This is a genomic window from Mycobacterium asiaticum DSM 44297, assembly GCF_000613245.1.
Lineage (GTDB): Bacteria > Actinomycetota > Actinomycetes > Mycobacteriales > Mycobacteriaceae > Mycobacterium > Mycobacterium asiaticum.
Window position 1 is genome coordinate 587,639 of the sequence record NZ_HG964938.1, and the last position, 26,778, is coordinate 614,416.

General features: G+C 66.3%; 20 protein-coding genes and 2 pseudogenes. 4 read left to right on the plus strand and 18 right to left on the minus strand.

From position 1 onward, the window contains the following. From BN972_RS31400 to BN972_RS21660, 14 genes and pseudogenes are all read right to left on the minus strand, one after another. The coding region (locus BN972_RS31400) for an ESX-1 associated ATP-binding protein EpsI N-terminal domain-containing protein (RefSeq protein WP_455709864.1) at window positions 1-585 on the minus strand (585 nt) is incomplete at its 3' end. A 127-nt stretch (window positions 586-712) separates the two neighbouring features. Next, window positions 713-1,000: a WXG100 family type VII secretion target gene (locus BN972_RS21605; protein ID WP_036362399.1), complete on the minus strand. Its 288-nt coding sequence runs from the start codon at window positions 998-1,000 to the stop codon at window positions 713-715. Window positions 1,001-1,039: 39 nt separating this feature from the next. Continuing rightward, window positions 1,040-1,342 carry a type VII secretion system ESX-1 WXG100 family target CFP-10 gene (gene esxB, locus BN972_RS21610; protein WP_036362402.1) on the minus strand — a complete coding sequence of 101 codons (303 nt, stop codon included), beginning with the start codon at window positions 1,340-1,342 and terminating at the stop codon, window positions 1,040-1,042. Window positions 1,343-1,433: 91 nt separating this feature from the next. Then, window positions 1,434-2,540 (minus strand): PPE family protein, encoded by a 1,107-nt coding sequence (locus BN972_RS21615; RefSeq protein WP_036362405.1) that lies wholly within the window; start codon window positions 2,538-2,540, stop codon window positions 1,434-1,436. Window positions 2,541-2,767: 227 nt separating this feature from the next. Continuing rightward, a complete protein-coding gene (eccCb, locus tag BN972_RS21620) occupies window positions 2,768-4,525 on the minus strand; it encodes a type VII secretion protein EccCb (RefSeq protein WP_036362407.1) in 1,758 nt (585 codons plus the stop codon). A 12-nt stretch (window positions 4,526-4,537) separates the two neighbouring features. After that, window positions 4,538-4,611, minus strand: a pseudogene (locus tag BN972_RS31270) (hypothetical protein); the annotation flags it as partial. A 15-nt stretch (window positions 4,612-4,626) separates the two neighbouring features. Further along, complete coding sequence (gene eccCa, locus BN972_RS21625) at window positions 4,627-6,867, minus strand: type VII secretion protein EccCa (RefSeq protein ID WP_036362410.1); 2,241 nt, start codon at window positions 6,865-6,867, stop codon at window positions 4,627-4,629. 13 nt (window positions 6,868-6,880) lie between these two features. Beyond that, entirely contained in the window at window positions 6,881-8,326 is a 1,446-nt protein-coding gene (gene eccB, locus BN972_RS21630; protein ID WP_036362413.1) for a type VII secretion protein EccB, read from the minus strand. Window positions 8,327-8,329: 3 nt separating this feature from the next. Further along, window positions 8,330-10,050: pseudogene (gene eccA, locus BN972_RS21635) on the minus strand (type VII secretion AAA-ATPase EccA). Then, on the minus strand, window positions 10,047-10,601 hold the full coding sequence (locus tag BN972_RS21640; RefSeq protein WP_036362416.1) for a hypothetical protein: 555 nt from the start codon (window positions 10,599-10,601) through the stop codon (window positions 10,047-10,049). The pseudogene eccA and the gene BN972_RS21640 overlap by 4 nt, the downstream one beginning before the upstream one ends. A gap of 50 nt (window positions 10,602-10,651) precedes the next feature. Beyond that, window positions 10,652-11,500 (minus strand): ESX secretion-associated protein EspG, encoded by an 849-nt coding sequence (locus tag BN972_RS21645; RefSeq protein ID WP_036362418.1) that lies wholly within the window; start codon window positions 11,498-11,500, stop codon window positions 10,652-10,654. 2 nt (window positions 11,501-11,502) lie between these two features. Next, window positions 11,503-11,820 (minus strand): ESX-1 secretion-associated protein, encoded by a 318-nt coding sequence (locus tag BN972_RS21650; protein WP_036362421.1) that lies wholly within the window; start codon window positions 11,818-11,820, stop codon window positions 11,503-11,505. An 82-nt stretch (window positions 11,821-11,902) separates the two neighbouring features. Then, window positions 11,903-13,147, minus strand: coding sequence for an EspA/EspE family type VII secretion system effector (locus tag BN972_RS21655; protein WP_036362424.1), 1,245 nt, complete (start codon window positions 13,145-13,147; stop codon window positions 11,903-11,905). A 236-nt stretch (window positions 13,148-13,383) separates the two neighbouring features. Then, the gene (locus BN972_RS21660; RefSeq protein ID WP_080697143.1) at window positions 13,384-14,370 is read right to left on the minus strand and encodes a helix-turn-helix domain-containing protein; all 987 of its coding nucleotides are present in this window, start codon (window positions 14,368-14,370) and stop codon (window positions 13,384-13,386) included. Window positions 14,371-14,812: 442 nt separating this feature from the next. Between BN972_RS21660 and BN972_RS21665 the strand changes: the two genes are divergently transcribed. Next, complete coding sequence (locus BN972_RS21665; protein WP_036362427.1) at window positions 14,813-15,103, plus strand: WhiB family transcriptional regulator; 291 nt, start codon at window positions 14,813-14,815, stop codon at window positions 15,101-15,103. A 68-nt stretch (window positions 15,104-15,171) separates the two neighbouring features. Here the strand turns inward: BN972_RS21665 and BN972_RS21670 are convergent, their stop codons facing one another. Both BN972_RS21670 and BN972_RS21675 read right to left on the minus strand, forming a co-directional pair. Then, on the minus strand, window positions 15,172-15,621 hold the full coding sequence (locus tag BN972_RS21670; protein WP_036362429.1) for a nitroreductase family deazaflavin-dependent oxidoreductase: 450 nt from the start codon (window positions 15,619-15,621) through the stop codon (window positions 15,172-15,174). Continuing rightward, window positions 15,614-16,480, minus strand: a complete 867-nt coding sequence (locus BN972_RS21675; protein ID WP_036362431.1) for an SDR family oxidoreductase — start codon at window positions 16,478-16,480, stop codon at window positions 15,614-15,616. Before BN972_RS21675 ends, BN972_RS21670 begins: the two co-directional genes overlap by 8 nt. A gap of 111 nt (window positions 16,481-16,591) precedes the next feature. Between BN972_RS21675 and sigI the strand changes: the two genes are divergently transcribed. Then, the gene (sigI, locus tag BN972_RS21680; RefSeq protein ID WP_036362433.1) at window positions 16,592-17,494 is read left to right on the plus strand and encodes an RNA polymerase sigma factor SigI; all 903 of its coding nucleotides are present in this window, start codon (window positions 16,592-16,594) and stop codon (window positions 17,492-17,494) included. Here sigI and BN972_RS21685 read toward each other — a convergent pair. Beyond that, the gene (locus tag BN972_RS21685) at window positions 17,421-18,542 is read right to left on the minus strand and encodes a MinD/ParA family ATP-binding protein (protein WP_099051170.1); all 1,122 of its coding nucleotides are present in this window, start codon (window positions 18,540-18,542) and stop codon (window positions 17,421-17,423) included. The genes sigI and BN972_RS21685 overlap by 74 nt on opposite strands. 1,058 nt (window positions 18,543-19,600) lie before the next feature. On the opposite strand from BN972_RS21685, the gene gltB reads away from it, so the two are divergent. Together gltB and BN972_RS21700 are read left to right on the plus strand one after the other, a co-directional pair. Further along, window positions 19,601-24,184 carry a glutamate synthase large subunit gene (gene gltB / locus BN972_RS21695; RefSeq protein WP_036362436.1) on the plus strand — a complete coding sequence of 1,528 codons (4,584 nt, stop codon included), beginning with the start codon at window positions 19,601-19,603 and terminating at the stop codon, window positions 24,182-24,184. Then, window positions 24,177-25,643, plus strand: a complete 1,467-nt coding sequence (locus tag BN972_RS21700) for a glutamate synthase subunit beta (protein ID WP_036362438.1) — start codon at window positions 24,177-24,179, stop codon at window positions 25,641-25,643. Before gltB ends, BN972_RS21700 begins: the two co-directional genes overlap by 8 nt. Window positions 25,644-25,986: 343 nt before the next feature. Here BN972_RS21700 and BN972_RS21705 read toward each other — a convergent pair. Beyond that, window positions 25,987-26,778 (minus strand): LLM class F420-dependent oxidoreductase (locus tag BN972_RS21705; protein WP_080697070.1); only part of this gene is annotated, 792 nt, incomplete at its 5' end.

Below are 26,778 nucleotides of genomic sequence, written 5' to 3' on the forward strand. Positions count from 1 at the left end.
CGCTGGTGGTCGGTGCGCCGGCGGTGGGGACTGGGGTGCCGCTGGCGGTTCGGGTGGCGCCGTTGGTGATTCGGGTGCGACGGGCGGCGGTCCACCGATAGGCATCGGCGGCACGGGCGGCTTAGGTGGGGCCGGCGGCGGTTCGGCGGGCTCGTCCCGTGGTGGTTCGGGCGCCTCGGTCGAATCGGGTGCCTGCGGCGAGGCGTTCAGCCTGAACTGGGGCAGCTCGCTCGGCGGCTTGGGCGGCGGCCCCAGGATCGGCATTGGCGGCATAGCGGGTTTGGAGCCGCCCGCCGCAGGCCCGGCCGCCGGCGCGGCGGCCGCCTCCGGCGGGGCGGCGTCCAGCGGCGGAGGCGGCGGAGGCGGGGGAGGGGCCGGGCTCACGGAAGCAGTCGTGTCAGCCTTGCCCGCCCCGGATGTCCGTGGCGGAACAGTCGGCTGTGACCAGTCGATAACCTCGACGCCGGCGTCGCCGTTGGCTTTGGGCACCGGCGGATATGACGCGTTCGGATCGAAAAAGCCGCCGTCGTCGTCGGAATCGGATTCCTGCGAAGGCCGAAAGAGCTTGTCATAGTCGGCCGGCATGTGAACCCCTCTGATGGTCGTCATAAAGGGCAAAAAACTCGAAACACGAGAAGGGGCGAGATCCCCCGGATGGGTTGAACTCGCCCGATCTCGTGCTTCGAGATTCTACGCTTAGAGGCCGCGTTAGTTACGCGAACATCCCCGTCACGCTGCCTTCGGTCGACTGCATCGCCTGACCGGCTTCGCTGATGGTCCGCGCCAGGTTCTGCAGCGAATTGTTCAGCTCCTGAGCCGTGGCGTCCCACTTCTGCTGAACGCCCTGGTACGCCTCCGAACCGCTACCGCCCCACGCTGCAGAGAGCTTGGTCAGCGACTGCTTGCCCTCGTCGAGCAGCGAGTGAATGGTGGTGACATTTCCCTGAATTGTGCTGGCCGCGGCTTCAATACCAGCGAAATTCCACTGCTGTTCCGTCATGTTGATTGCTCCGTTTCTTTGTGGTCTTTAGGGGGTGAATTAGAAGCCCATTTGCGAGGACAGCGCCTGCTGCTGCTCCTCGTCGGCACGCTGGTATTGGACGCCGGCCTGACGGATATTCGTCGAGATCTCGTCCAGTTCGGCCTTTTGCTTGTTGGCGGCCTCCTGGAAACGCACCACGGCGGCCTGCGCGGCCTGGCCGGCTGCACCCTGCCACTGACCCTGCAGCGACGCTGCGGTGGACTCGACCTGGTCGATCTGGGTCTTCAGATCACCCGAGATCCGCTCGAAGTTTCCTGCCTCTTGCGCGAGGGCAGCGGCATCAGTCTTCATCTCTGCCATGCTGGACTACTTTCTCTCTTTCCATTCCTCGCCATTGTTGGCAAGTCTTCCGGCCCGGTTTGGCCGGGAAGTCTGTTGTGGCTGTGGGCGATCACCAGTCGTCCTCGTCGTCCCACAGGCCCTCTTCGGGCTCGTCGCTCTCATCGGGCGCCGACGCCGGGACCGCAAGGGCCGTCCGAGTGCCACCGCCCGCCTGAGCGCCCTGACCCATGGCACCCGCACCCACCGGGGCGGCGCCACTTGTCGCGGATTGACCGGCGGCTGCCGCGGGCATCACGGCCGGACCGGCGGGCTTGTCGATCAACCCGGCCATCAGCGGCGTCCGCGCCAGCGTGCCACCGGCGCCCGGCAACGCCTCCCCGCGCAGCAGTCCCGAGCCCATGCTGGCGCCCGATCCACCCGCGAGTGGGTGGTTCGACAGCGGGCTGGTGCCCACCAGACCCAGCTGCGCGCCGTCGTCGCCGACTCCGCTACCGGGACCGCCGGTGCTACTGCCCAGCTGGCTGAACATCGAGGTCATCTGCTGCGCCGGCTGGGCCAGCTGCTGCATCGGGCCGCTCAGCTCCGCCATCTGTCCAGCGGTTGCCTGCAACGTGCCGGGGGTCACGCTGCCCAGCTGCGTCGGCATCGTCAGGATCGGGTTCGAGGCCGCCATGCCCTGGCTCATCCCCGGGTCCAGGATGGCCGTCATCGGCTCGAGCTGTTCGAACGTGGTGTTGATCAGCGTCTCGGCCTGATAGACGTCCATCGCCACCGCGGCCTGGGTCCACATGCGGACGAAGTAGTCGATCTCGTTCAGGGCGATCGGGATCGTGTTGATGCCGAAGAAGTTGGTGGCCGTCAACACCGCGGTGGTGACGTGGTTCATTGCTATCTCCGGCAGCGACGGCGTCGTGGCCAGCGCCTGGCTGTAGGCGGCGGCCTGCGCCGCGGCCTGCATCCCCCGTGTCTTTGCTTGAGTGGAGGCGGTTTGCAGCCAGGTGACCATCGGCAGCGCGGCGTTGATCGCCTTGTCACTGCTGCCCCCGGTCCACGCTTCGCCGAGTGAATTCAGGCGCGCCGTCAGCTCGACGGCCTGCGCGTCCAGAGCCGCCGCCAACGCTTCCCACCCGGCCGCAGCCGCCAGCATCGGAGCCGGCCCAGCTCCGGCCATCAGCCGTGCGGTGTTCAGCTCGGGTGGCATGGCGTGCCAGAACATGGTGATCAACTCCCCTCTGTTTGTGAATTGTGGCGGCTATTGGCTGAAAAGGGATGCCTTTTCATTGTTCAGTTGAAAATGGCGTTCGGACCCAAACTTCATCGGTTATCGCCGAAACAAACCTTGCGGTTTCACTCTCACTTCGCCGGCCCTGAACTGTCTTGCGAACCGGCTTTCTTCAGTGCGTTGCAATAATCCTAACCGCGGGTTGGGGGTGGTCCGAACACTTATTCTGCGTGCTCGTCCGGTGGTTCGATGTAGGGCGCCTGAATGACCTCCTTCCCGTCCGGTGATACGAGAAATGCCTGGCCAGGGGGCCGACGCTTCACTTTGAACTCACTCGACGGGAACTCCTGCTTCTCGCCGGAGAGGAACATCGTCGGAGCACCGGAGCCGAACGCCGCGCCGACGAACTTGTCCATCGTCGCCTTGTACGCCTGGCTCATCTGGCAGGTGACAATGATGTGCAACCCGATATCGGCGGCGGCCGGCAACAAAGGCGCCAGCGGAGCCATTGGCGGCATTCCACTGGCCGCGCCGACAATCATGTGCCAGTCGTCGACCAACAGGACCACATCGAATCCACTCCACCAGGAGCGGGAACGCAATTGCGCGGTCGTCAGATCGGTCGGCGGCAACCGCCTCTTCAGGTTGACCGCCAGTGCCTGGACCGCTTCGTCCAGGCTCGCGCTGTTGCGGTTGATCGCGCCCGCCTGCAACAGGTGCGACTGCGGCACCGCGTCCAGCAGTCCGGAGCGGTAGTCGGCGAGCATGAACCGCACCTGATCGGGACTGTTGCGGGCACAGATCGCACGTGCGATCGCGTGGGCGATAGTTGTCTTGCCGGACTTTGCTGCGCCGAAGATCAGCAGGTGCGGGTTGGTGTGCATGTGGCTGTAGGCCGGCGTCAGATCCGTCTCCCGCAACCCGATCGGGATCTCCCATCGAGTGCGGTAGTCCGAGTCCGGTCCCGGCGGGTTCGGGTCGAGTTCGTGCAGATGGATGCGCTCGGGCAGGACGCGGACCGGCGGCGCCTTCTCGGTGGTCTGCGACGAGATATGGGCGACCCCCGCGGTGATCGCCTCCACCAGGTTCTCCGTGCTGTGCACCCCGTCGAACCGCGGGACACCGATCATCAGGTGGTGCTTCTCCATCGAGACCGCCCGACCTGGACGGTTCGCGGGGATCTCCCGGGTGATGCGGTCGATCTGCGTCTCGTTGACGTCGCCGAGCCGGAATTCGATCTTGGTGCCGAGGTAGTCGCGCACGCGGGACTTCAGTTCGGTCCAGCGGGGCGTGGAGATGATGACGTGGACGCCGAAGGCCAAACCCTGGGCGGCCAGGTCCTGCACAGCCCCTTCGAGTTCGGAGAACTCACTGACGAAGCCCGGCCAGCCGTCGATGATCAGGAACACGTCGCCGTATGGGTCTGCCGCGACAGGCTGGTTGGGATCATTACGCAGCTGGCGGTACATCGCGATGGATCCGACGCGGTGTTCCTTGAACATCTGTTCGCGCTGCCGCATCACCGCCTGCATCTCGGCGACCACCCGGTACACCTTGTCCGGTTCGGAGCGGTTCGCGATGCCGCCGACGTGCGGCAGGTTCTCCAAGTAGATCAAGCCGCCGCCGCCAAGGTCGATGCAGTAGAACTGCACGTTGCGGGGCGAATGTGTGGCCGCCGCCGACATCACCAGCGTCTGCAGCAGGGTCGACTTCCCGGTCTGCGGCGCGCCGCCGATGCCGATGTTGCCGCCCGCTCCGGAGACGTCGACGCCCCAGACCTCCTGCAGGTGCCGGCGCGGTTCGTCCATGATCCCGAGCGGAAAACGCAACGGCTGCCGGCGGTCTCGGGCGACGAGCTCGTCCAGCGGCGTCGGATCCGCCAGCGGAGGCAGCCACATCTTGTACGCCCGCGACTCACCGGTGCCCAACTGGTCGAGCACGACTTCGCGCAGCGCGCGTACTTCGGGTTCAGTTGTCATCTACGCGCTCCTTTTCATCGCCGCGCTCTGCATCGTCGCCGGCGGTGGTCATTTGCGCCGCTCCTTTTCATCGCTGCGCTCTGCATCGTCGCCGGCGGTGGTCACTGCGCCACAACCTCCTCGACAACCGGAGCCGCGGTGAACTGTCGAATGCGCACCGACTGCTTGGCGGCCGGTGACCCGTCCCGCGGGCCCTCGCCGTTGGTGTCTGCGCGTGCCGGCGGAATGTAGGGCCCACCGATGTAGAAGGTGCTGAACTTGACCGGATCCTCCATACCGACCCGCAGGAAGCCCACCCCGCTCTCCTTGTTCGTGATGTACTGCGCCTCCGGGGTTCCGATGACCGCCTTCGACTCGTGAGAGCTGGTGGTACGCAACGCGATTCGATAGGTGAGGTTGGGCTCGAGCTTGTCGATACGCACCCCGCCGGTCTGCAGTGACTGGGTGGCCAGCAGCAGATGCACCCGTAGCGACCGGCCGACGCGGCAGATCCGGTCGAACAGCCCGATAAAGTCCGGGTGACTCTGCAGCAACTCGGCGAACTCGTCGACCACCACGAAAAGCGTTGGTAGCGGGGGAAGATCGGCGCCGCGCTCACGGTACTTCTCGTATTCCGCCACACCGGACAGGGCGCCGGCGGCGCCCACCTGCATGCCCGCCTGGCGCAGGATGTTCTGGCGCCGGTCCAGCTCACCGGTCAGCACCTCGCCCATGCGGCTGACCAGCTCGGCCTCCTCGGCCATGTTCGTGACGACGGCAGCCGTGTGCGGAAGTTTCTCCATGCCAAGGAATGTCGACCCGCCCTTGAAGTCGGTGAGCAGCAGGTTGACCTGGTCGGGGTGGGTCATCGCGACCAAGGACAGGATCAGCGTGCGCAGGAATTCGGATTTCCCGGACCCGGTGGTGCCGATCAGCATGCCGTGCGGCCCGGCCCCGAACTCTGCACCCTCCTTGATGTCCAGATACATCACATTGCCGGTTTTGAGCTCGTGGCCGAACGGAATTTTCAGCCGATCGCGGTCGGTGTCGGTGTACATCCGCCAGCGCGCCGGAGTAACCTCCTCGACGCTCTTGGCGCCGACCAGCTGGTGCCACTCACTGGCCACCTTCTTCTGCACCCGCTGTGTCTTGTCCAAAATGGTGCCGGTGATCGACCACCCGGCCAGCTTCCGGGCCACCCGGCCGGCCTCGAGCGGCGTCATGCTGTCGCACGTCGAAGCCACCAGACGGAACTGCTGGCCGGGCAACCGGTCGTCGGCGGTGCCGTCCTCGTTGACACGAACCCGGTAAGCCGACCCGCGGTGGTTGCCCAGCGTGATCACCGTGACGCCGGCCCGGCCGTCGGGCGGGAACCCCGCCTTGCCTCCGGTGAGGTCGACGACGACGACGTAGGGGCCCGTGGGCAGGGTGTCGGGGGCGTGCGGACCGCGCGCGGCCAGGTCAGCCAGACCGTCCGGGCGGGTATAGATCATCCGCACCGGGCCGGCGGCATCGGTCTCGGTCTGGTGCTGAACATGCGGAAGCCATTTGAGCCAGGACCATTCGGGGTCGTCGGGCTCGTCGGTGAGCACCCGGATCTGCAGTAGGTCTGGCGGATGGAACACCGCAAGGTGGCAGATCATCGCGGCCAGCAGCCGGTCTGCGCCGGGCCGCTCACCACCGATCGCGATCGTCGGAAAAGTGCGCAGCTGCAACAACTTCGGGCAGTCGTGGATCAGGCCGTGGGTGCGCAGGAACTTCACCACCCACATGTGGCTCACCGGCTCCAGGTAGGGTTGCGGCGCTGCGGTGGCGGCAGCCAGTTCACCGCCGACGGCCGGCTTCAGCAATCGGTCCACCGCCGGCTGGTCGCCGATCCCGACCCGGGTGGCGGCGTAGAAGTCGCTGTTGGCCGGCCGGGACCACTGCCGCTGTGTCCCGACGATCGACAGCAGATCCTCGGGATGCGGTGCGTGGTAACTGAAGAACGCCACCTGGGAGCTGGCCGACGATGTGACCCGACTACGCAGGCCCGCCAGGTAACGCAGGTATTCCTTACGGTCGGCGTTGATCTCGGGCACCTTCTTGCCGCCCCCGCCGGTGCCCCCGGCCATGCCGCCTACCATCATCATGACCATCATCAGCGGCATCATGAGCATGTACGGCGACAGCTGTTTGGTGCCCCCAACCAGCATGATCGCGATCATCCCGACCATGCAGCCGCCCATCACATACGGCAGCGCCTTCTGGACGCCCGACGGCGGGATGTCGATGCCGAGGTCATCGGGCGGCGTGAGGCTGATCTCACCCGGTGTCAGTCGCGGGCCGCGGGTGATGGTCGGCGTGAACTTCTTCGTCGTCATGGTGTTCCGGCCTTCACTGGGGCGCTCCCGGGGTTCCGCCGGGAAGTTTTCGCGGCGTCGGGTCCGACGGCAGCGTTTCGTGTTCGAGCATCGCGGCATCCTTTGACAGCACCGGCCCGTCCACCAGCAGCCGAATTACCTCCCACGGCGCGGTTTTCGGCGAGCTCAGCCCCAGCGCCTTGGCCGAATCGGCGTTCGGCACCCCGTAGCGCACCCCTTCGGGGTCGATGTAATACATCGACTCGCCGTAGCGTGGGTCCGGTGACTGTAGTTGCACGAACTTGCCACCATCGATGTAAATCGTTGCGTTCCCTTGGATCTGCTTGATCCCGCTGTTCATCATCGACGCGGGTATCGGCAGGTGGCGACCGGACAAGACCGTCGTCTTGGGGGCCTGGTCACCCGTGGCGCGTTCCCAACTCCAGCACAGCGTCGGCTCGTCGGGACGGGTCAGGATGTTGAGTTGCTCGTCGGGCAGCGGGGATGGGTAGACCCGCTCCGGGATCTGTACCACAACATTGGGCAGTACCGCCGGAGGCGCTACCAGACCGTGAGATTGGGTGGCTCGCAGCGCGGCGGCGGTGGTCGCGTTCACCATGGCGATGCCGTCCGGCAGCACCACGTAGTAGCGCGGCCCCTTCTCGGTATGGATCTGGAACACCGAGCCGATCACCAGATCATCTTCCAGCCCAACGGTATTGGGCGAGCCGGCCCCGGGTATCGGTGGCAGTTGCCAGGCGCCCTGGCTGGGCAGTGCGTTGAACATCCCTTCCGAGATCGGAACGGCCTTGGCGGTCACCGGGATGCCCATCGCCGAGGTCAGCGCGCGGTCGTTGAGATCGATGGTATGCCGGCCCTTTTCGGTGATGATCCATTGCTGACCCTGGTAGGACGCCAGCAGCGCCTCATTGGCCCGCACCGGGTCCACCGAGGAGTCGATCTGCACCGGCATGGCGATCACCGACGTCTGGATAGCCGGCGAGGCGGTGTCGGCCCGCTCCACTGTGTCGCACAGGGTCCAAACTGAGGAGCTTCCGTCGGAGACCGGGGTGGCATACGGGGCACCGGGGATGCCGAGGGTCTGTCCGAGCGGCAGCTTGCTCAATTCCGAGGACTTCACCGTCGCCGGATTGGACGGGTTGCCGAGCACCAGCCGCGCGGAGGTCAGGTTGTACACGGGGTGCAACTGCCCGGACATGATCACGTAGAGCTCGTTGGTCGCCCGGTCGGTGAGCAGGGTGGTGCCGCCGAGCTTGCCCTGGGGTTTGAAGTACGCCAGCAGTCCGGCGCCCACCAGGACGATCACCGCGATCGCGATGCCGAGGCTCATCGAGCGGCTGTAGAACTGCAGCGGGTCGTCGAACATGCGGGTGTCGCGCCGCACGATGGCATGCTCGACTCGGCGAAGCAGGAAGCGCCAGCCGCTAACCTGAACCTTGGTGGTCAGGCGAAGCCCCATGGTTCACTCTCTCATGTTGAGGTGTGCATGCACCGCGGCGATTGCCTCGGCCATGTCCGCGCCGTTGATCTCTTGTAGTCGGTCCACATCCAAGGCTTCAATGTCGAGGCCCTGCGCCAGCCGCATGTCGCGGCACTGTTCGGCGGCCTCGACCAATTGCCGTGCGTAGCGGCCGTTTCCGGCGATGTCGAGGGCTTGACGGCCGCGCAGCGTGCGGGTGGCCAGCGACTTGGCCGCCTCCAGGAATTGCTCGGCGGCCTCGGTGCTCAGTGTCGAATCATTCGCGGCGGCAATCACTCTCGCGATCTCGAGCAGCTCTTCGGGCGTGTAGGTGTCGAACTCGATGCGGGTGGCAAAGCGCGACCGCAGGCCCTCGTTGGTCTCCAGCAGCCGGTCGATGTCGTTGCTGTAGCCGGCGATGATCACCACCAGCCGGTCGCGATCGTTCTCCATCCGCGCGAGCAGGGTATCCATCGCTTCCTGGCCGAACGGGTCGGTGCGCCCGTCGCGCTCCTGCACCAGCGCATAGGCCTCGTCGATGAAAAGGACGCCGCCGAGCGCCTGGTCGATCGTCTTGGCGGTCTTGACCGCTGACTGCCCCTCGTACTCGGCGACGAAATCCTTGCGGGAGGTCTCGATCAGCTTGGGTTCGGCGATGACGCCGAGGCCGGCCAGGATGTTGGCGACCACCCGCGCGATGGTGGTCTTGCCGGTCCCGGGGGGCCGGTGAAGATCATGTGCTTGCTGGGCTGCGCCACTTTCATGCCCTTGGCGGCCCGAACCCGGGCCATCAGGGTCGCCGCCCGGTACCGCTCGATCTGCGTCTTGACGCGGCTGAGCCCGATTTGTCGTTCCAATTCGGCCTGGGCCTCAGCCAGCAGCCGCTCGCGCCCGGAGTTGTCGGTGACCACGCTGCCCGGGTCCCAGGGGTCCGACCGGGAAGCGATCTGTTCGGCGGTGGTCGTCTTCAATCGATACGTCGGATCCTTAAGCGCCGCAGCGACTTTTGGCTCGGGATGGGTGGTCTGCAGCCACTCCAGCAACGCAACCGCGGCCTCCTCGTTGCCCTGGCTGCGCCGGGCCATCGCCAGGTACCACGCGATCGCCCGGGCGCAGGCCTCGCCGGCTGGCGAGTCGTTGGCTTCGGTGAGGCGCCGTTCGGCTTCGGTGAACAGCCCAAGGTTGGCGGCGGCCACTCCGTGGGCGACACCGGCGGCGCCGGTCAGGAACTTGTCCGGCCACTTCCCGGCGCCCTTGACCTCGTCGATCACGTCGGTCCACCGCTCGGCGGCGCCGTAGATCACCGCCCGCAGCCACGACACCAGGTGCTCGGACCCGGTGACCGCGCTGGCGTCGATGGCCTCCAGCGCGTCGGCGTAATTGCCTTGCGCCGCTTCGGATGACGCGAAACCCATAGTGACGGCCAGCGGTGAGGTGACCGGGTAGGTGATGTCGCCGTAGAGGCCCCCGATGGGCACCCTGGCGTTGACGGTGCTCATCGAGATCTGGGCTGCGCCCGACAACTGTCCGAAGTTGCGCCGCGAGTACCAGGCACGAAACAGCGTCACCCGATCGGTGTCGCCGCACCGGATCCGGCCGACCCACGCATCACAGGCCGACTCGTCGTAATTGGTGATCTCGGTGAACAGATCCAGGGATCGTGCCTCCGACAACGGCAGCATGCCGACGGCACTGTCGAACAGACCGGCCAGGCGATCAGTCATTTATCACCGTTGTAGCGAGCCGTGTAGTCGACCTCGTAGCGGGAGGCGAAAACCTGCGCTTCGTAGGCGGCGGCCTCCTCGGGTGTCGGCAGGTTCAGCGTCGCCCCGACGAATTCGTGCAGCAACGCATTCTGCTGGTCGTTGTCTCCGGTCATCTCGCTCATGTTCTCGACCATGAAGGTGTGCTGCGCCGCCCGCGCCTTCTGCCGGGCCAGGTCGGCGATGACGAGAATCTCCTCCGCCAAACCGGATTCGCTCATGCTCGATGCCTTGTCGGTGACGGTGACCTGCTGCACCCGGCCGTCCATCAACGCCGTCACCGACACCGACCCGGCCGGGTTGGTGACCGTGAACAGCGCCAGGTCGGGCTCCTCGTCCTGCTCGGTGAGCCCGTCGAGGGCGTCGAGGTCGGTGCGGTCGTCCACCGACTCGGCCGGCGGCGCATAATCGTCCAGCGCATCCAGCGACGACGCCTCGTCAACGGCGGCGCCGCCGGAGAAATCCAGCGCACTTAGATTGTCGCTGTCGTAGTCGTTCCCGGGCTGGTCCACTGTGGCGTCCTCTTTCTGAACTGGTATTCGGGATGGTCGGGGGTTGGGCGTCAGCCTCGGGCGGAGGCCGGCGCGTGATCTAACCAGGAGCCGGCGGGTAGCAGCTCCAGCAAGCTGTCCAGCGCGCGCTGCAGATTCTGCTGCGTGCCGGGCAGGAAACTTCCGTATAGCTCGCTGCCGACGCGGCGGGGCAGGGAGACCAGCCGGCCACGTTCGGAGTCGAGTACACCTGCGGCGGCCGAAGTGTGGGTGGTGGTGCCGCCGGGGTGACGCTGCGTCGCGATGATCTCGACCCACCCGGTCGGGTTACTGACGATCTCGGAGTAGATCCGTGCCTGCGCCGGCGGCACGCCGTGGCTGCAGAGCTGCGCCGCCGTGGTGCACTCGGCCAATTCACTGGCGAGGCCGGTAAGCGGTTCGACGCTTGCGGGTTCGGCCGGTCCCAGCACGGTGGTCACCATTCCGGCCAGTCCTACCTGCGGTGCCACCAATTGCAGCACCAGCATGTCGCCGTCCCGCGCGGCGATGACATGGGTTTCGTCCTTGCGGCACACCACGAATCGCACCATGACACCGCCGACATCGCGGCGCCACCAACGGCACTCGAGCGTCCGGTCGGCTCTGCTGACGGTGTCGACCATCGTCGTGACGTCCGGATGGGGTTGACCGTTATGGTCCAGCACGCCCTGACCGGTCAGGTCGCGTTGCACCTGTTCCCACACCACATCCCGCAAATCTTCCTGGGGAATGTTCTGCCGGATGCCCAGTGCGACGGGGAAATCGACGAGGTGCAACCGGTCGGCGATGACCAGCATGCCGTCGATGGTCACCTCGACGCCCACGACATCTCCGACCGAGCCCGCGGGGCCCGCGCGACCGGAAGCGAGCGGACCGGCCATGATCAGCCGAAGATCTTGTCGATCACGCCGGCCAGACCCTGGTCGGCATTGAGGTAGGCGGTGGCTGCCTTGAGCAAGTTGGAGGCCAACCCGCCACTGACACCCTGCACACCGGTGCCGGTGCTGGTGCGGGTGGTCTCCACCTCGCGAAGCGCGTTGTTGAACTTCGACGTGAACGAACCGTGCGTCATGTCAACGCGGCCACTGATGCCCTCGACGGTGGTGGTGGCGGTCTTGAGTTCGCCAGCAATCTCGCTCTGCTTGGTAGACAGCACCTTCAGGGTTGACGGGATGACTTCGAGTTTTGGGAGCTGGGACATGGGGATGAGCCTCCTCTAGGACTAACGTTTTACTCGCTATGGCTTTGGCTTGCTATGGGTTTGGCGGTTTACTGGCAAATTGCTAAAGGACGGTCCCTTGTTGGCCTTGTTGGCCGCCGGCCGTCGCGTCGACGGGGGCACGCTCGGCTCCCGCGGTGCCCGCGCCGGCACCCTCGTCGTCTCGCCCGTCGTCCTGCTGTGCGCCCTGTTGGGCCTGGGCGGAGATCATCTGTGCCTGCTGGCCGGCCATGCTGCCCATCTGGCCCGGTCCACCGCCAGCCGCCATGAGTTGCGTCAACTGGCCCATCGTCGAGGAAATGGATGCGACGCCGGGCAATTGGGCGAAGTTGAGCAGGTTGCCGAAGCTCAACGACGGTAGGCCGGCGAAGCCGCCCAAGAAGTCGGGAAGAGCGGCCAGTTCCGTCCAGGTGGGCAGCTGGCCCAGGTGGCCCATCCCCGGCAGGAGATCGCCGAGCGAGGGCATGCCGGGGAACAGGTTCGGGATGCTGGGCATGCCGGGTAGGCCGGGCATGCCGGGCAGGCCGGGCAGACCGGGCAGCCCAGGGATGATCCCGCCGAAGTCAGGCAGACCCGGGATGCTCGGCCACTGGAACTCCGGCAGGCCCGGGATTGGCAGGTTGAAGTCCGGCATGCCAGGCGTGGGCGGCCAGGTGAATTCCGGCAGGCCAGGAATGTTGGGGAATCCGGGGAACGGGATCTCGGGCAGCTTCGGCGGCCACAGGCCGCCGATGATGTCGCCGATGATGTCGGGGATCAGGCCGGCCAGGCTGGGCAGGTTGGTCAGGATGTCCATCAGTCGGCCGCCGAGTCCGACCATGCTGGCGGCATTCATCGCGGTCATGATCGTCAGGTAGAGCAGCGCACCGCCCGTGACGGCCATCGCGAGCCCGCAGGACGGAATCGCCAACGCCACCGACAATGCGTCGCCGACGAACCAGAGGTTGTCCTCGAGCCATTTGCACGCTTTGTAGACGCCGTCGATCATCTTCTTCATCGCGCGCAGCACGTCCCGGGTGTCGGAAACGTGCTCGGCCTGGTTCGAGATCAGGTTGCCCGTCAGATCGTCGATTTCACCCATCAATTTGGCGCGCAGTTTCTGAGCGTCGTTTTGCTTTATATAGGCATCCGCGGCCTGACCGATCCAGTCGGTGCCCGGAATTGCCAGGCCGATCTTGTCGGCGACGCCCTTGAAAAGTGACGAACCGGCGTTGAATATGTCGCCCGGGTCGGGAATACCTTCACCTAGCAAAAACAACTGCGCGTAGATGAAGTTACTGGTGGTCTTGCACATCGCGCTACCCGACATGTGACTGCTTCCTTACTTGGCTGTTGGTGTGCACGGTCATTTTGGTCTGTACCTTCGCACCGGTAGATTGAGCTTAACAGCGCTCTGACGGGGCTTGATGCACGAATTTTCAAATGCGGCGGGCGATTTCGCGCGCACGGCAAGAGCCGAAGGCACGGCGGGACTGCGGGGCCGCGGCCACGGTCCCCGTACGATCGGCTCGGTCACGGCAAGTAGCTGACCGCGCCGAGTTCAGCTCAATTGATCTGGTGTATCAGTGCTTCAATTGCTTCGGCGGCGTCGGCCGGTAAATCTTCCTCGGCTTCAGCGCGAACGATTGTTTCTTCGGTAACTCCGGCCGCTTGCGCGGTCTCGGCGGTTGAAAGATTGGCACGCCGGCGCGCGGCATATAACCGTTGTGCGAGCGTGGCGCCGGGCGCCGTTGCCCCCAGCGTCATCAATTTGTCGTGATAATGCCGAACCGAACCCAACGCCTTGATCAATTCGGGGGTGATCCGACTGATCCGCGTGGCTTGTACGGCGATACCTTCGAGCTGGCGCAGATCAGCAAGGATCGGCGCGGCCCGCTCGGTGAATTCGGGGTCTTCCGGCGGCGGCAGGGCGGCGATGGCCAGGCTGCAGGTGTCGATCGCGGCAGCCACCGCTTGCGCGATCAGCGACGCCGGACCTTCGCCGGTGGCTGCGGGAGCCGGATCCGGTGTTGGCCGGGCCGGGGTCGGCGCCGGGACCGGCGTCGGAGCCGATGGTTGCGCGACGGCCTCGCCGTCCCGGATGCGGGTGATGGTGCCCGCCGGCCACTGCAGAACTTCCTCGAGCTTGGCTCGGGTCCGTTCGCGGGGCCAGCTGCGGCCTTTCTCGAAGGCGATCAGCGCCCCGGCGTTGATGATTCCGTCGGCGGCGAGGCTGCGCTGACTGATGTCGAGTTCGCGACGGCGCGCCGCGGCGGCCGCACCCGCACGGGCTATGCCGGGATCGATGCCGGCATCACTTTCTTCAGCCGAATTCGACGGCCTGACGATCTCGAACGTCAACGCCTTGCCTCCAGTGGGTTCGCCGAACCGGACGTTTCTCCTGTCGCCGACGGTCACTGCCCCCTGGTGCGGTGTGTCGGCGAACTTATCGTGCGAGTCGCCACCGGCGACCCCCCGGCGCAGGTGCGAAGTTGACCTCATCCGCAGCGCGGCCAGCGCAGCCGGCCCGACCGTCGACTCGGCGTGAGGCATGTGCGTTGAATCCTTGCTCGCGGTTGTCGCAGCGGGCAGCAGCACGAGCCTTCCGCTGTCCAACATGGTAACCGTCGCACCCTTTCATTGCTATACCTTCGCTACGGCTTTCGCGACTGCCCGTGGCGACCTTCCCGAGGGAAGGATGCCAGCCGACCGGCCAATCGCTACGGTTAACCATACCGTCAACACCGCGATACCGAAACACTTTGTGCAACGGTTTGGTGGTCGGGCAGCCGATTGGCGGCCGATACACAGCGAACTGACAGCATATAAACACTGGTAAACGAGGTTTGAGGGGATACGCTCTCCGGTTCCGTTGCAAAGCCGTAGCACTGTCCGAAAGTGCTGCAGAAGAAACTGTTGCACTGCGACGGTTAGTCCGCTAATCTTCTGACGCAGAGGGGCACCACCTGCAACGCTTTACGGAGGAATGCAACACATGACCGCAACAGCTCTCTATGAGATCCCGCAGCTGGGCGTGTGCACCCAAGACCCTGACCGTTGGACGACCACGCCCGACGCCGAGGCAAAGATGTTGTGCCGGGCCTGCCCGCGCCGCTGGCTGTGCGCCAAAGAAGCGGTGGAATCGCCTGGTGCGGAAGGATTGTGGGCCGGCGTCGTGATCCCGGACTCCGGCCGGGCGCGCGCGTTCGCGCTGAGCCAATTGCGGTCGCTGGCCGAGCGCAACGGTTTCGCCGTTCGCGAGCGGGTGACAGCCCAGTCCGCATAGTCCACCGTCGGGTGCGTCAACAGCGCGAGAGATCTGCCTGGATCTCTCGCGCTGTTTCGTTGCGGGCGCTAGGCCGGATCGAACCGGAAGACGGCGAGCTGTCCTGCCAGCGCCTCGAATTCGTCGGCGCTGCCGTCCTTTACCAGGCCCGAACGCTTGGCGAAGGCGACGCCTACCGGGACCTGGGCCGGGAACACCCGCAGCACCCGGCGGGCTTCCTCGGTGGTCAGCTCCGTGATCCGCACCCGCCGGGAGCGCCGCCCCCGGGTGAGGGTGCCGACGCCGGCGGCGCGGGCATTGGCGGCCCAGTCCGCGCCCGGATAGCCGGCGACGACATAGCGGCCGCCGTCGAATTCGAATGGCGTCATCGGAGTGCTGCGCGGCAGGCCGGTTTTGCGGCCGGGCACCGTCAATACCATCGAGGGCCCGGCGGGTATACCGAGCTTCTGCAGCGCCACCACGACCTTGTTCATCGGCTTGAGGAAGCGCGGGGGCGCCAGTTTCATCGGCTCAGGCATCGCGCACCGCCTGTCGGGTGAAGTCGTCGCGGTGCCGCGCCACCCACTCTGCGAACTCCAGCGGGGGCCGACCGAGGACCTTTTCCACCTCGTGCGTGACCAACGCGGGGCTGTCCAGGCTCGCAGCCAGCATTGCGACATAGGCGTCAGCGAACTCGGAGGAGAATCCCAAGCCCCTGAAGCGTTGCCGCACCACTTCGGGCGGTAGCTCGTGATAGCGAAGTGGACGCTGCAGGACCGTGCCGATGACGTCGACCAACTCGCGGTTGGTCAGGGCATGCGGCCCGGTCATCGCAATCTTGCGGCCGACCAGCTCATCGGTAAGCAACGCACGTGCCGCCACAGCGGAGACGTCGCCGTCAACAATCGGCGCCATGGACGCCGTCGCATAGGGGCCGGCCACCACGTCACCGAGGCGAAGCTGTCCGCCCCACATCCCGGTGAAGTTCGACGCGAAGACCGACGGACGCAGACTCACCCACTGCAGCCCCGAGTCGACGGCCGCCTGCTCGACCTCCCAATTCCGGTCACCCCGAAAACGCGACGGCTGGCGAGCGAAGTCGTCGTCGGCGTTGATCGCAGACAGGGCAACCAGCTTGGTCACACCGGCTGCCGCGCACTGCGCCGCGACGTCGGCCAGGCCCTCGGCATTCCGTTGCGGCAACGCGCGCGAGTTGAGGAAAACCGCCGAGGTGCCCGGCAAGGCATCGGCAAGGGATCTGACCTGTTCGACGCCGTCCGGAAATTGCCCGGTGCTCGGTGTGCGGGTAATGGCGCGCACGCGGGCGCCTGCCGCCGCGAGTTCGGCGACCAGTGGGCGCCCGATGTTCCCGGTCGCGCCGGTCACGGTGATGATCATCGACTGTCTCCTTGGGTTGACTTCAGGTTCATGCACCAAGGACGGCACTCGAGATGGGAAAGTTACATCCGATATCCGTAACTTTTCCGGGCCCCGGATCGTCGATGAGCTATGAACCCTGCGCCGTCAGCGAGTGACCAGTTCCAGCACGCCTGGCGCGAGCACCGGCCATATCTGGTCAACCTCGCCTACCAGATCGTCGGTGATGTCGGTGACGCGGAAGATATTGCCCAAGAGGCCTTCCTGCGGTTGTCCCGCAATCCGGATGGCATCGACGACGTGCGCGGGTGGCTGACCGTCGTGACCAGTCGGCTGTGCCTGGACCAGGTTCGCTCCGCGCGCGCTCGCTACGAGCGCCCCGATATCGGGGAGGTGGCGGGTCGGGCAGCCGATACCAAGTCGCCGGACCCCGCCGAGCGGGTCACTCTCGACGACGAGGTCGCTACCGCGCTATTGGAAGTGCTGCGCCGGCTCAGCCCGGGTGAACGGGTCGCCTTCGTCCTGCACGACATCTTCGGTGTCCCGTTCGACGCGATCGCGGAGACGGTCGGGCGTCCGGTCGGTACCTGCCGGCAACTGGCGCGGCGCGCGCGGGCCAAGTTCGCCGATGCCGGACCGGGTCACGCAGCGGCCGCCGAGGTCGCGCCGAGCCGGCATCAGCTGGTGACCGAGAAGTTCATCACCGCGTGCGCCAACGGCGACCTCGCGGGACTCACCGCGGTGCTGGATCCGGCGGTCTGGGGAAAGGGCACGGTCCTCGCCGATCCGGCGCCGCCCGCCCAGGTCAACCATGGTCCGGGGCCAGTCGCCGACAACTTGATGCGCTACCTCGGGCCCGGAATTACTTTGGTCAGCATTCCGGCAGAGGAATCAGTGCTACTCGCGTTCGCCGGACGACGGCTCTTTGCCGTGGTGATGCTGACCGTCCGGGATGGGCTCATCACCCGGATCGAGGCGACGGCCGATCCGGCGGCGCGGGCAAGCGGTTCCGCGGCGCCTCGGGCCGCAACGTGAAATAGCCGGTGATCGTTGCGGCGACTTGCAGAAATCTCAGCCGAGTCGCCTGCGCCATCTCGTGGGTGACGTCAATGACACCGCCCGGTCGCAGATGCGGATCGAACGGCACCTCGACGACCGGTTGGCCGTGGTCGACGAACTCGCGGGCCAGCAATGACCGGGTGCGCTTGTCGGCGTGGCCATCGGAGTCGTTGAGCACCACCACACTGCGCTGCAACAGGTCCCCGAGGTCGTGATCCGACAACCATTCGACGGTCTTTGCGGCCGCGGCGGCGCCGTCCGCCCACGGCGAGGAGACCACGATCAGCGCGTCCAGGTCACGCAGGACTTCCTGGGTGACCGCCGCATCCATCGTGGAGCCGCAGTCGATGACGGATATCGCGAAGTGCCGATCCAGGCGCAGTGCGGCTTCCCGGTAGACCGCCGGATCAAGCACCCGGCGCGGACCGGACACCGGCTCTCCACCCAGGACGTAGAGCCCGACGGCGTTGCGGCCGACCCGCGAGGTCACGTCGGCGAACGACTGCAGATTCTTGTCCGCGGTCAACTCCCAGAACGAACCGGTGGTCAGGGGATCGATCCGGCTGCTCAGGCGCCCGAATGCGGTGTCGGCATCGATGGCGACGACGCGGTCCTGGTGGCGCAGCTCGGCAAGGATCGATCCGACGCTGGCGGCCACCGATGTCTTCCCGACGCCGCCCTTGCCAAGAACGCCGACCTTGTGGTTGCCGTGCAGCGGGACGCGGATCGCCGCCTCGAACTGGGCGGCCTCTCGCTGCGCGGCCGACGGTCCGGGGTTGACCAGTCCGAAGGTCGCCGCCCGCAGCATGCGTCGCCAGCCCCGCTCGGAGGGTTGGGCCGCGGCCCGCGACCGGGACGGCGAAGGCGCCCACGCGGCCGGTGGTGAAGCAGCCGGCGGCGCCCCGGGAAACGGTGATGAAGCTGGCCCAGGTGACGGCGGTGGCGGGGTTGCGACGCGTGGCGGCGGGGGCGGCGAAGTCGGTGGCGGCGAAGGACGCGGAAGAGGCGGTGGGGGTGGCGGCATGGGAGACCGCGGAGCACCGCCGATGGGGGGTGGCGGAGCAGGCGCCTGGCGCGCGGGCGCCTCGGCCTGGGCCGGTGGCCGGGGAGGAGCAGGCGGGGGCGGGGGAGCAGGCGGCGCCTCGGCGTGCGGCGCCGGCGTCGGGGGCGACGGCGCCGGAGCTGAGGGCGGGGAAGGCGGGGCTGGAGCTGAGGGTGCGGGAGGCGGGGCTGGAGCTGAGAGTGGGGGAGGCGGCGCTGGAGCTGAAGCTGGCGGAGGCGCCGGAGGCGCCGGAGGAGAAGGCGGCGGCTGAACCGGTCGGACCGTCTTCGGCCGCGGCGGGCCAGTTGGTGCAACCGGCGGCGGTGGAGCCGGCGGAGCCGCCGTATCCGGCTGGTCAGGCCGTATGCGGTTGCGCAGGAATTCTTGCGGCTGGTTCATGGGCTCCTCAGGTATAAAGGTGACTCAACGGTCGCGCTAGGGTCGATTGTGGAGTTCCCGAAGTGAGAAGCCCCACGCTCGGCGGTGAAACGCAATCGGATTCCCATAAGTATTGTGCAAACTCGCGGCGGGTGGCGGTGTGAAGTAACCGGCACCGCGCACGCGCCTGCACTGCGGTCACCGGCGACTTTGCTGCCACCACTTATTGCGCGCGGTGTTGCCGGTGTGACTTGCGGACGCAGGTCGCCACCCATCTGCGGAACCAACGTCAGCAAACTTACTCAACTCGCACCGGCTCGACTGCGATCCGCGCCACAGTGGCCGAGAATGGGCTCTGACCGGGGGTCATGTCGCATGTCTGTCAATCGCTGGTAACAGCGAATTTACGGCCGTGCCAGTTCGCAAGCTACTATTGGAAGTTGGCATGTCAGGCGGTTTTTGTCATATCGTTTTACGACTTGTCGGAACTCGGGTCCAGGGCCGCCGTTCACCGCTGCACGGATGAATCCCTGACCGGACTATCTCCGCTTGGCGAACAGCCTATCGACGAGACCGAAGGGGTTCAGCCCGCAACCTCCGGGGGCGGGGTCGTCGATCCGCAAAGCGGCCGTGCAGAAAGTCTGCTGAAGGGTTAGGTGGGAATGACGCCACAGCGCGTCGGGCTGTACAACCCCGCGTACGAACACGATTCGTGCGGCGTGGCCATGGTCGTGGATATGCACGGCCGGCGTAGCCGCGACATCGTGGATAAGGCGATCACCGCATTGCTCAACTTGGAGCACCGCGGTGCCGCCGGCGCCGAACCGCGCAGCGGTGACGGCGCGGGCATCCTTATCCAGGTCCCCGATGCCTTCCTGCGCGAAGTCGTGGACTTCGAGCTGCCGGAACCGGGCAGCTATGCCACCGGCATCGCGTTCCTGCCGCAGTCGTCCAAGGACGCGGCGGCGGCGTGCGCTGCGGTGGAGAAAATCGCCGAGTCCGAAGGCCTACAGGTGCTCGGCTGGCGCAACGTGCCCACCGATGACTCGTCTCTGGGCGCGCTGTCTCGCGACGCGATGCCCACCTTCCGTCAGGTCTTCATGGCCGGCGCCTCCGGCATGACGCTGGAACGGCGTGCCTACGTGGTGCGCAAGCGCGCCGAGCACGAACTCGGTACCAAGGGGCCGGGGCAGGACGGCCCCGGTCGTGAGACGGTGTACTTCCCGAGCCTGTCCGGGCAGACGTTCGTCTACAAGGGCATGCTGACCACGCCGCAGCTCAAGGCGTTCTACCTGGACCTGCAGGACAACCGGTTGACCAGCGCGCTGGGCATCGTGCACTCCCGGTTCTCCACCAACACCTTCCCGTCCTGGCCGCTGGCGCACCCGTTCCGTCGGGTGGCGCACAACGGCGAGATCAACACGGTCACCGGCAACGAGAACTGGATGCGGGCCCGCGAGGCGTTGATCAAGACCGACGTCTTCGGCACCGAAGACGATGTCGAGAAGCTGTTCCCGATCTGCACTCCCGGCGCCTCGGACACGGCGCGGTTCGACGAGGTGGTCGAGCTGCTGCATTTGGGCGGCCGCAGCCTGGCCCACGCCGTGCTGATGATGATCCCCGAGGCGTGGGAACGGCATGAGTCGATGGACCCGGCCCGCCGGGCGTTTTACCAGTACCACGCCTCGCTGATGGAGCCGTGGGACGGACCGGCGTCGATCACCTTCACCGACGGCACCATCGTCGGCGCGGTGTTGGACCGCAACGGCCTGCGCCCGTCGCGGATCTGGGTGACCGACGACGGCCTGGTGGTGATGGCGTCCGAGGCGGGCGTGCTGGACCTCGATCCCGCCAAGGTGGTCAAGCGGATGCGGTTGCAGCCCGGCCGGATGTTCCTGGTGGACACCACGCAGGGGCGCATTGTCGCCGACGAGGAGATCAAGGCCGAGCTGGCTGCCGAGCACCCCTACCAGGAGTGGCTGGACAAGGGTCTCGTGCCGATCGACAAGCTGCCGGCCAACAAGTACGTGCGGATGCCCCATCACCGGCTGGTCATGCGGCAGCTGGCGTTCGGCTACACCTACGAGGAACTCAACCTGTTGGTGGCACCGATGGTCCGCACCGGCGCCGAGGCGCTCGGATCGATGGGCACCGATACCCCGATCGCGGTGCTCTCGAAGCGGCCCAAGCTGCTCTACGACTATTTCCACCAGTTGTTCGCCCAGGTGACCAACCCGCCGCTGGACGCCATCCGAGAGGAGGTGGTGACCAGCCTGCAGGGCACCACCGGCGGCGAGCGCGACCTGCTCAGCCCCGACGAGTACTCGTGTCACCAGATCTCGTTGCCGCAGCCGATCCTGCGGAACTTCGAACTGGCCAAGCTGATCAGCCTCAATCCCGACGACGAGGTCAACGGACGCCCGCACGGCATGCGCTCCAAGGTGATTCGCTGCCTGTACCCGGTCGCCGAAGGCGGCGCAGGACTGGCCGCCGCCCTGGACGAGGTGCGCGCGGAGGCGTCGGCGGCGATCGCCGATGGCGCGCGGGTGATCATCCTGTCGGACCGCAACTCCGACGAGGCGATGGCGCCGATTCCGTCACTGTTGGCCGTCGGGGCCGTGCATCACCACCTGGTGCGCGACCGCACCCGCACCCATGTGGGGCTGGTCGTCGAATCCGGCGACGCCCGCGAGGTGCACCACATGGCGCTGCTGATCGGTTGCGGCGCCGCCGCGGTCAATCCCTATCTGGTCTTCGAGTCGATCGAGGACATGCTCGACCGCGGCGTGATCGACGGGGTGGACCGCAAGACCGCGCTGAGCAACTACATCAAGGCAGCCGGCAAGGGCGTGCTGAAGGTGATGTCCAAGATGGGGATCTCGACGCTGGCGTCCTATACCGGGGCCCAGTTGTTCCAGGCGGTCGGCATCTCCGAGGACGTGCTCGACGAGTTCTTCACCGGATTGTCTTGTCCGACTGGTGGTATCACGCTGGACGACATCGCCGCCGACGTGGCGAGCAGGCACGCGCTGGCCTATCTGGACCGTCCCGACGAGCGCGCGCACCGCGAACTCGAGGTCGGTGGGGAGTACCAGTGGCGTCGCGAAGGCGAGTACCACCTGTTCAACCCGGAGACGGTCTTCAAACTGCAGCACGCCACCCGCAGCGGCCAGTACTCGATCTTCAAGGAGTACACCAGGCTGGTCGACGACCAGAGCGAGCGGATGGCGTCACTGCGCGGTCTGCTGAAATTCCGTGCGGGAGTGCGCCCGCCGGTGCCGATCGAAGAGGTCGAACCCGCCAGCGAGATCGTCAAGCGCTTCTCCACCGGTGCGATGAGCTACGGCTCGATCTCGGCCGAGGCGCACGAAACCCTTGCCATCGCGATGAACCGGCTGGGCGGCCGGTCCAACAGCGGTGAGGGCGGCGAGGACGTGAAGCGCTTCGAGCAGGATCCCAACGGCGACTGGCGCCGCAGCGCGATCAAGCAGGTGGCGTCGGCCCGGTTCGGGGTCACCTCGCATTACCTGACCAACTGCACCGACATCCAGATCAAGATGGCCCAGGGCGCCAAGCCCGGTGAGGGCGGCCAACTCCCGGGGCACAAGGTGTACCCGTGGGTGGCGAAGGTCCGGCACTCCACACCCGGTGTGGGTCTGATTTCGCCTCCGCCACACCACGACATCTACTCCATCGAGGATCTCGCGCAGCTGATTCACGACCTCAAGAACGCCAACCCGTCCGCGCGGGTGCACGTGAAGCTGGTGTCGGAGAACGGTGTCGGCACCGTCGCGGCGGGTGTGTCCAAGGCGCACGCCGACGTGGTGTTGATCTCCGGGCACGACGGTGGCACCGGCGCGACCCCGATGACTTCGATGAAGCACGCCGGCGCGCCGTGGGAGTTGGGTCTGGCCGAGACGCAGCAGACGTTGCTGCTCAACGGTTTACGTGACCGCATCGTGGTTCAGGTGGATGGTCAGCTCAAGACCGGCCGGGACGTGATGATCGCGACGCTGCTGGGTGCCGAGGAATTCGGTTTCGCCACGGCACCATTGGTGGTTGCCGGCTGCATCATGATGCGCGTCTGCCACCTGGACACCTGCCCGGTCGGTGTGGCCACCCAGAACCCGGTGCTGCGCGAGCGGTTCACCGGCAAGCCCGAGTTCGTCGAGAACTTCTTCCTGTTCATCGCTGAGGAAGTTCGGGAATACATGGCGCAGTTGGGTTTCCGCACCATCAACGAGGCCGTCGGCCAAGCAGCCGCACTCGACACCACCCTGGCGCGGGCGCATTGGAAGGCCCACCGGCTGGACCTGACCCCGGTGCTGCACGAGCCCGAGTCGGCGTTCATGAACCAGGACCTGTACTGCAGTTCACGACAGGACCACGGCCTGGACAAGGCGCTCGACCAGCAGTTGATCGTGATGAGCCGGGAGGCGCTGGATTCCCAGAAGCCGGTCCGGTTCTCCACCACAATCAGCAACGTCAACCGCACGGTCGGCACCATGCTCGGCCACGAGGTCACGAAAGCCTATGGCGGCCAAGGGTTGCCGGACGGAACCATCGATATCACCTTCGAGGGATCCGCGGGGAACAGCTTCGGTGCCTTCGTGCCCAAGGGCATCACCCTGCGGATCTACGGTGACGCCAACGATTACGTTGGCAAGGGTCTGTCCGGCGGCCGGATCGTGGTGCGTCCCTCCGACAACGCGCCGGAAGGCTATGTCGCCGAAGACAACATCATCGGCGGCAACGTGATCCTGTTCGGCGCCACCAGTGGTGAGGCCTACCTGCGCGGCGTGGTCGGCGAGAGGTTCGCCGTGCGCAATTCCGGGGCGCATGCCGTGGTTGAGGGCGTGGGGGATCACGGGTGTGAATACATGACCGGGGGCAGGGTGGTAATCCTTGGCTCCACGGGCCGCAACTTCGCCGCGGGCATGTCGGGCGGCGTGGCCTACGTGTACGACCCGGACGAGAACCTGCCCGACAACCTCAACACCGAGATGGTGGATGTGGAAACCCTAGACGAGGAAGACACCGAGTTCTTGCACGGCATTATTCAGGCACACATCGATGCCACCGATTCCGCGGTCGGCCAACGCATTCTGGCCGACTGGGGCAATCAGCGGCGCCACTTCGTGAAGGTGATGCCGCGGGACTACAAGAAGGTGCTTGAGGCGATCGCCCAAGCCGAGCGTGACGGCACCGACGTCGACAAGGCGATCATGGCGGCGGCTCATGGCTGATCCGTCAGGGTTTCTGAAGTACACGCATCGGGAGTTGCCCAAGCGGCGCCCCGTTCCGTTGCGATTGAAAGACTGGAAAGAGGTCTACGAGGAGTTCGACGTCGGGACCCTGCGCGAGCAGGCCACCCGCTGCATGGACTGCGGGATCCCGTTCTGTCACCACGGATGTCCGCTGGGCAACCTGATCCCGGAGTGGAACGACCTGGTGCGCCGGGGCCGTTTTCACGACGCGATCGAGCGACTCCACGCGACGAACAACTTCCCCGACTTCACCGGCCGGTTGTGTCCCGCGCCGTGTGAGCCGGCGTGCGTGCTGGGCATCAACCAGGAGCCGGTGACGATCAAGCAGATCGAGCTGGAGATCATCGACCGGGCCTTCGAGGAAGGCTGGGTGGAACCGGTGCCTCCGCACTGCGAGACCGGCAAGACGGTGGCCGTGGTGGGCTCCGGCCCGGCCGGTCTGGCCGCGGCACAACAGCTGACGCGCGCCGGGCACAAGGTCACCGTGTTCGAGCGTGAGGACCGGATCGGCGGGCTGCTGCGCTACGGCATCCCCGAGTTCAAGATGGAAAAGCGCGTTCTGAACCGCAGGCTCGAGCAGATGGAGGCCGAGGGCACCGAGTTCCGGGCCGGCGTCAACGTCGGTGAAGACCTGACCGCCGAGCAGCTGTTGGCCGACTTCGACGCGGTGGTGCTGGCCGGCGGCGCGACCGCCTGGCGCGAGCTGCCCATCCCAGGCCGCGACCTCGACGGCATCCACCAGGCGATGGAGTACCTGCCGTGGGGCAACCGCGTGCAGGAGGGCGACGACGTCCTGGGTCCGGACGGCGAGCCGCCGATCACCGCCAAGGACAAGAAGGTCGTCATCATCGGCGGTGGCGACACCGGCGCCGACTGCCTGGGCACCGCGCACCGTCAGGGCGCGGCCAGCATCCACCAGTTCGAGATCATGCCGCGGCCGCCGGAAACCCGTGCGTCCTCGACCCCGTGGCCGACTTACCCGTTGATGTACCGGGTCGCGTCGGCGCACGAAGAGGGTGGCGAACGGGTGTTCTCGGTCAACACCGAGGAGTTCCTCGGTGAGGACGGGCACGTGTGTGCCCTCAAGGTGCACGAAGTGACCATGGAGGACGGCAAGTTCGTCAAGGTGGAGGGGTCCGATTTCCAGCTGGACGCCGACCTGGTGTTGCTGGCGATGGGATTCGTCGGTCCGGAGAAGCCGGGGCTGCTGACCGATCTCGGCGTGAAGTTCACCGACCGGGGAAACGTTGCCCGCGGTGACGACTTCGAGACGTCGGTGCCCGGTGTGTTCGTCGCCGGCGACATGGGCCGCGGCCAGTCGCTGATCGTCTGGGCGATTGCCGAAGGACGGGCCGCGGCAGCCGCCGTGGACCGGTTCCTGATGGGAGCGACGGCGTTGCCTGCACCGATCAAACCGACCGCGGCGCCCCTTCGGTAATCACACCAGTCACATCCGAAACATTTGATATTGCTGCGGCGCGTCGCCTGACGTTTGCCAGACCGCAGGTGTCTAATAGCTGCTGTGGGCTTGGTCACACACGGGTCGTGGCACCAGCCCCGGTTGCGTTGAACGATCGCAGGAGTGATGACTGTGCACATGAACCCAGTTCCCCGGTCGAAGATGGGGCGAATCGCCTGGTCATTGTTCCGGCACCCGGTCAAGAGTCGAGAATTCCCCGCACGCAACGAGCGTCTGGTGACAGCGGAAGAGCTGATGCGGTTCGCGGTCTAATCCGGTACCGCCGCACATCGGGGGAGGTCCCCACCGCCCGATCGGTTTGCTAGTCCGATAACCCGGAGTCCCGGAGCGCCTCGGCCAAGGGTTCCAGCACCTTGGGGTCATGCGGCGGCGGGAGGTAGACGATGCCCAGGTCCAGTCCCACCGAGCCAAGTGCCGCCGCTTCTTCGATCAGTTGACCGAAGTCGTGGTTCTCGCTGAGCCGCAGGTGGGCCGAATGGGTGATCTCTTTCGGGTCGCGGCCGATGTCCGCGCACCGGGCGGCCAGGACGTCTCGCTTGCGCGCGAACTCCTCGGGCGTGCCGCCGGCGAAGTTCCAGTGCTGCGCATACCGCGCAGTCAGCGGCAGGGTGCGCTTCTCACCGCTGCCGCCGATGCAGATCGGCGGGTGCGGACGCTGCGGGCCCTTCGGTTCGTTGCGGGCGTCCTTGAGCTGGTAGAACTTGCCGTCGAAGTTCGTGGTCTCTTCGCTGAGCAGGCTGATGAGCACCTGGCAGGCTTCCTCGAACCGGTCGAAGCGTTCCCGGATGCTGCCGAGTTCGATGCCGTAGGCGCCGGACTCCTCCTCGTTCCAGCCGGCGCCGATGCCCAGCTCGAGACGGCCGTTGGAGATGATGTCCAGTGCTGCGGCCATGTTGGCCAGCACCGCGGGGTGGCGGTAGTGGATGCCGGTGACCAGGGTGCCCAGCCGGAGCCGGTTGGTGGCCTGCGCCAACGCCGTGAGCGTGGTCCAGCCTTCCAGGCACGGACCGGTGGAATCGCTGAAGATGGGATAGAAGTGGTCGAAGGTCCACCCGGACTCGACGATGTCGAGTCTCGTCGGCGGCCGTCGCCG

Excerpts from the sequence above, each read along its gene's own strand:
- BN972_RS21655 (WP_036362424.1), bottom strand. The coding sequence starts at position 13,147 with ATGTCGGGTAGCGCGATGTGCAAGACCACCAGTAACTTCATCTACGCG.
- BN972_RS21665 (WP_036362427.1), top strand. The coding sequence starts at position 14,813 with ATGACCGCAACAGCTCTCTATGAGATCCCGCAGCTGGGCGTGTGCACC.
- BN972_RS21650 (WP_036362421.1), bottom strand. The coding sequence starts at position 11,820 with ATGTCCCAGCTCCCAAAACTCGAAGTCATCCCGTCAACCCTGAAGGTG.
- BN972_RS21670 (WP_036362429.1), bottom strand. The coding sequence starts at position 15,621 with ATGCCTGAGCCGATGAAACTGGCGCCCCCGCGCTTCCTCAAGCCGATG.
- eccB (WP_036362413.1), bottom strand. The coding sequence starts at position 8,326 with ATGGGGCTTCGCCTGACCACCAAGGTTCAGGTTAGCGGCTGGCGCTTC.
- BN972_RS21660 (WP_080697143.1), bottom strand. The coding sequence starts at position 14,370 with ATGCCTCACGCCGAGTCGACGGTCGGGCCGGCTGCGCTGGCCGCGCTG.
- BN972_RS21605 (WP_036362399.1), bottom strand. The coding sequence starts at position 1,000 with ATGACGGAACAGCAGTGGAATTTCGCTGGTATTGAAGCCGCGGCCAGC.
- gltB (WP_036362436.1), top strand. The coding sequence starts at position 19,601 with ATGACGCCACAGCGCGTCGGGCTGTACAACCCCGCGTACGAACACGAT.
- sigI (WP_036362433.1), top strand. The coding sequence starts at position 16,592 with ATGAACCCTGCGCCGTCAGCGAGTGACCAGTTCCAGCACGCCTGGCGC.
- esxB (WP_036362402.1), bottom strand. The coding sequence starts at position 1,342 with ATGGCAGAGATGAAGACTGATGCCGCTGCCCTCGCGCAAGAGGCAGGA.
- BN972_RS21700 (WP_036362438.1), top strand. The coding sequence starts at position 24,177 with ATGGCTGATCCGTCAGGGTTTCTGAAGTACACGCATCGGGAGTTGCCC.
- eccCb (WP_036362407.1), bottom strand. The coding sequence starts at position 4,525 with ATGACAACTGAACCCGAAGTACGCGCGCTGCGCGAAGTCGTGCTCGAC.
- BN972_RS21685 (WP_099051170.1), bottom strand. The coding sequence starts at position 18,542 with ATGCCGCCACCCCCACCGCCTCTTCCGCGTCCTTCGCCGCCACCGACT.
- BN972_RS21645 (WP_036362418.1), bottom strand. The coding sequence starts at position 11,500 with ATGGCCGGTCCGCTCGCTTCCGGTCGCGCGGGCCCCGCGGGCTCGGTC.
- BN972_RS21675 (WP_036362431.1), bottom strand. The coding sequence starts at position 16,480 with ATGATCATCACCGTGACCGGCGCGACCGGGAACATCGGGCGCCCACTG.
- BN972_RS21615 (WP_036362405.1), bottom strand. The coding sequence starts at position 2,540 with ATGTTCTGGCACGCCATGCCACCCGAGCTGAACACCGCACGGCTGATG.
- eccCa (WP_036362410.1), bottom strand. The coding sequence starts at position 6,867 with ATGACGACGAAGAAGTTCACGCCGACCATCACCCGCGGCCCGCGACTG.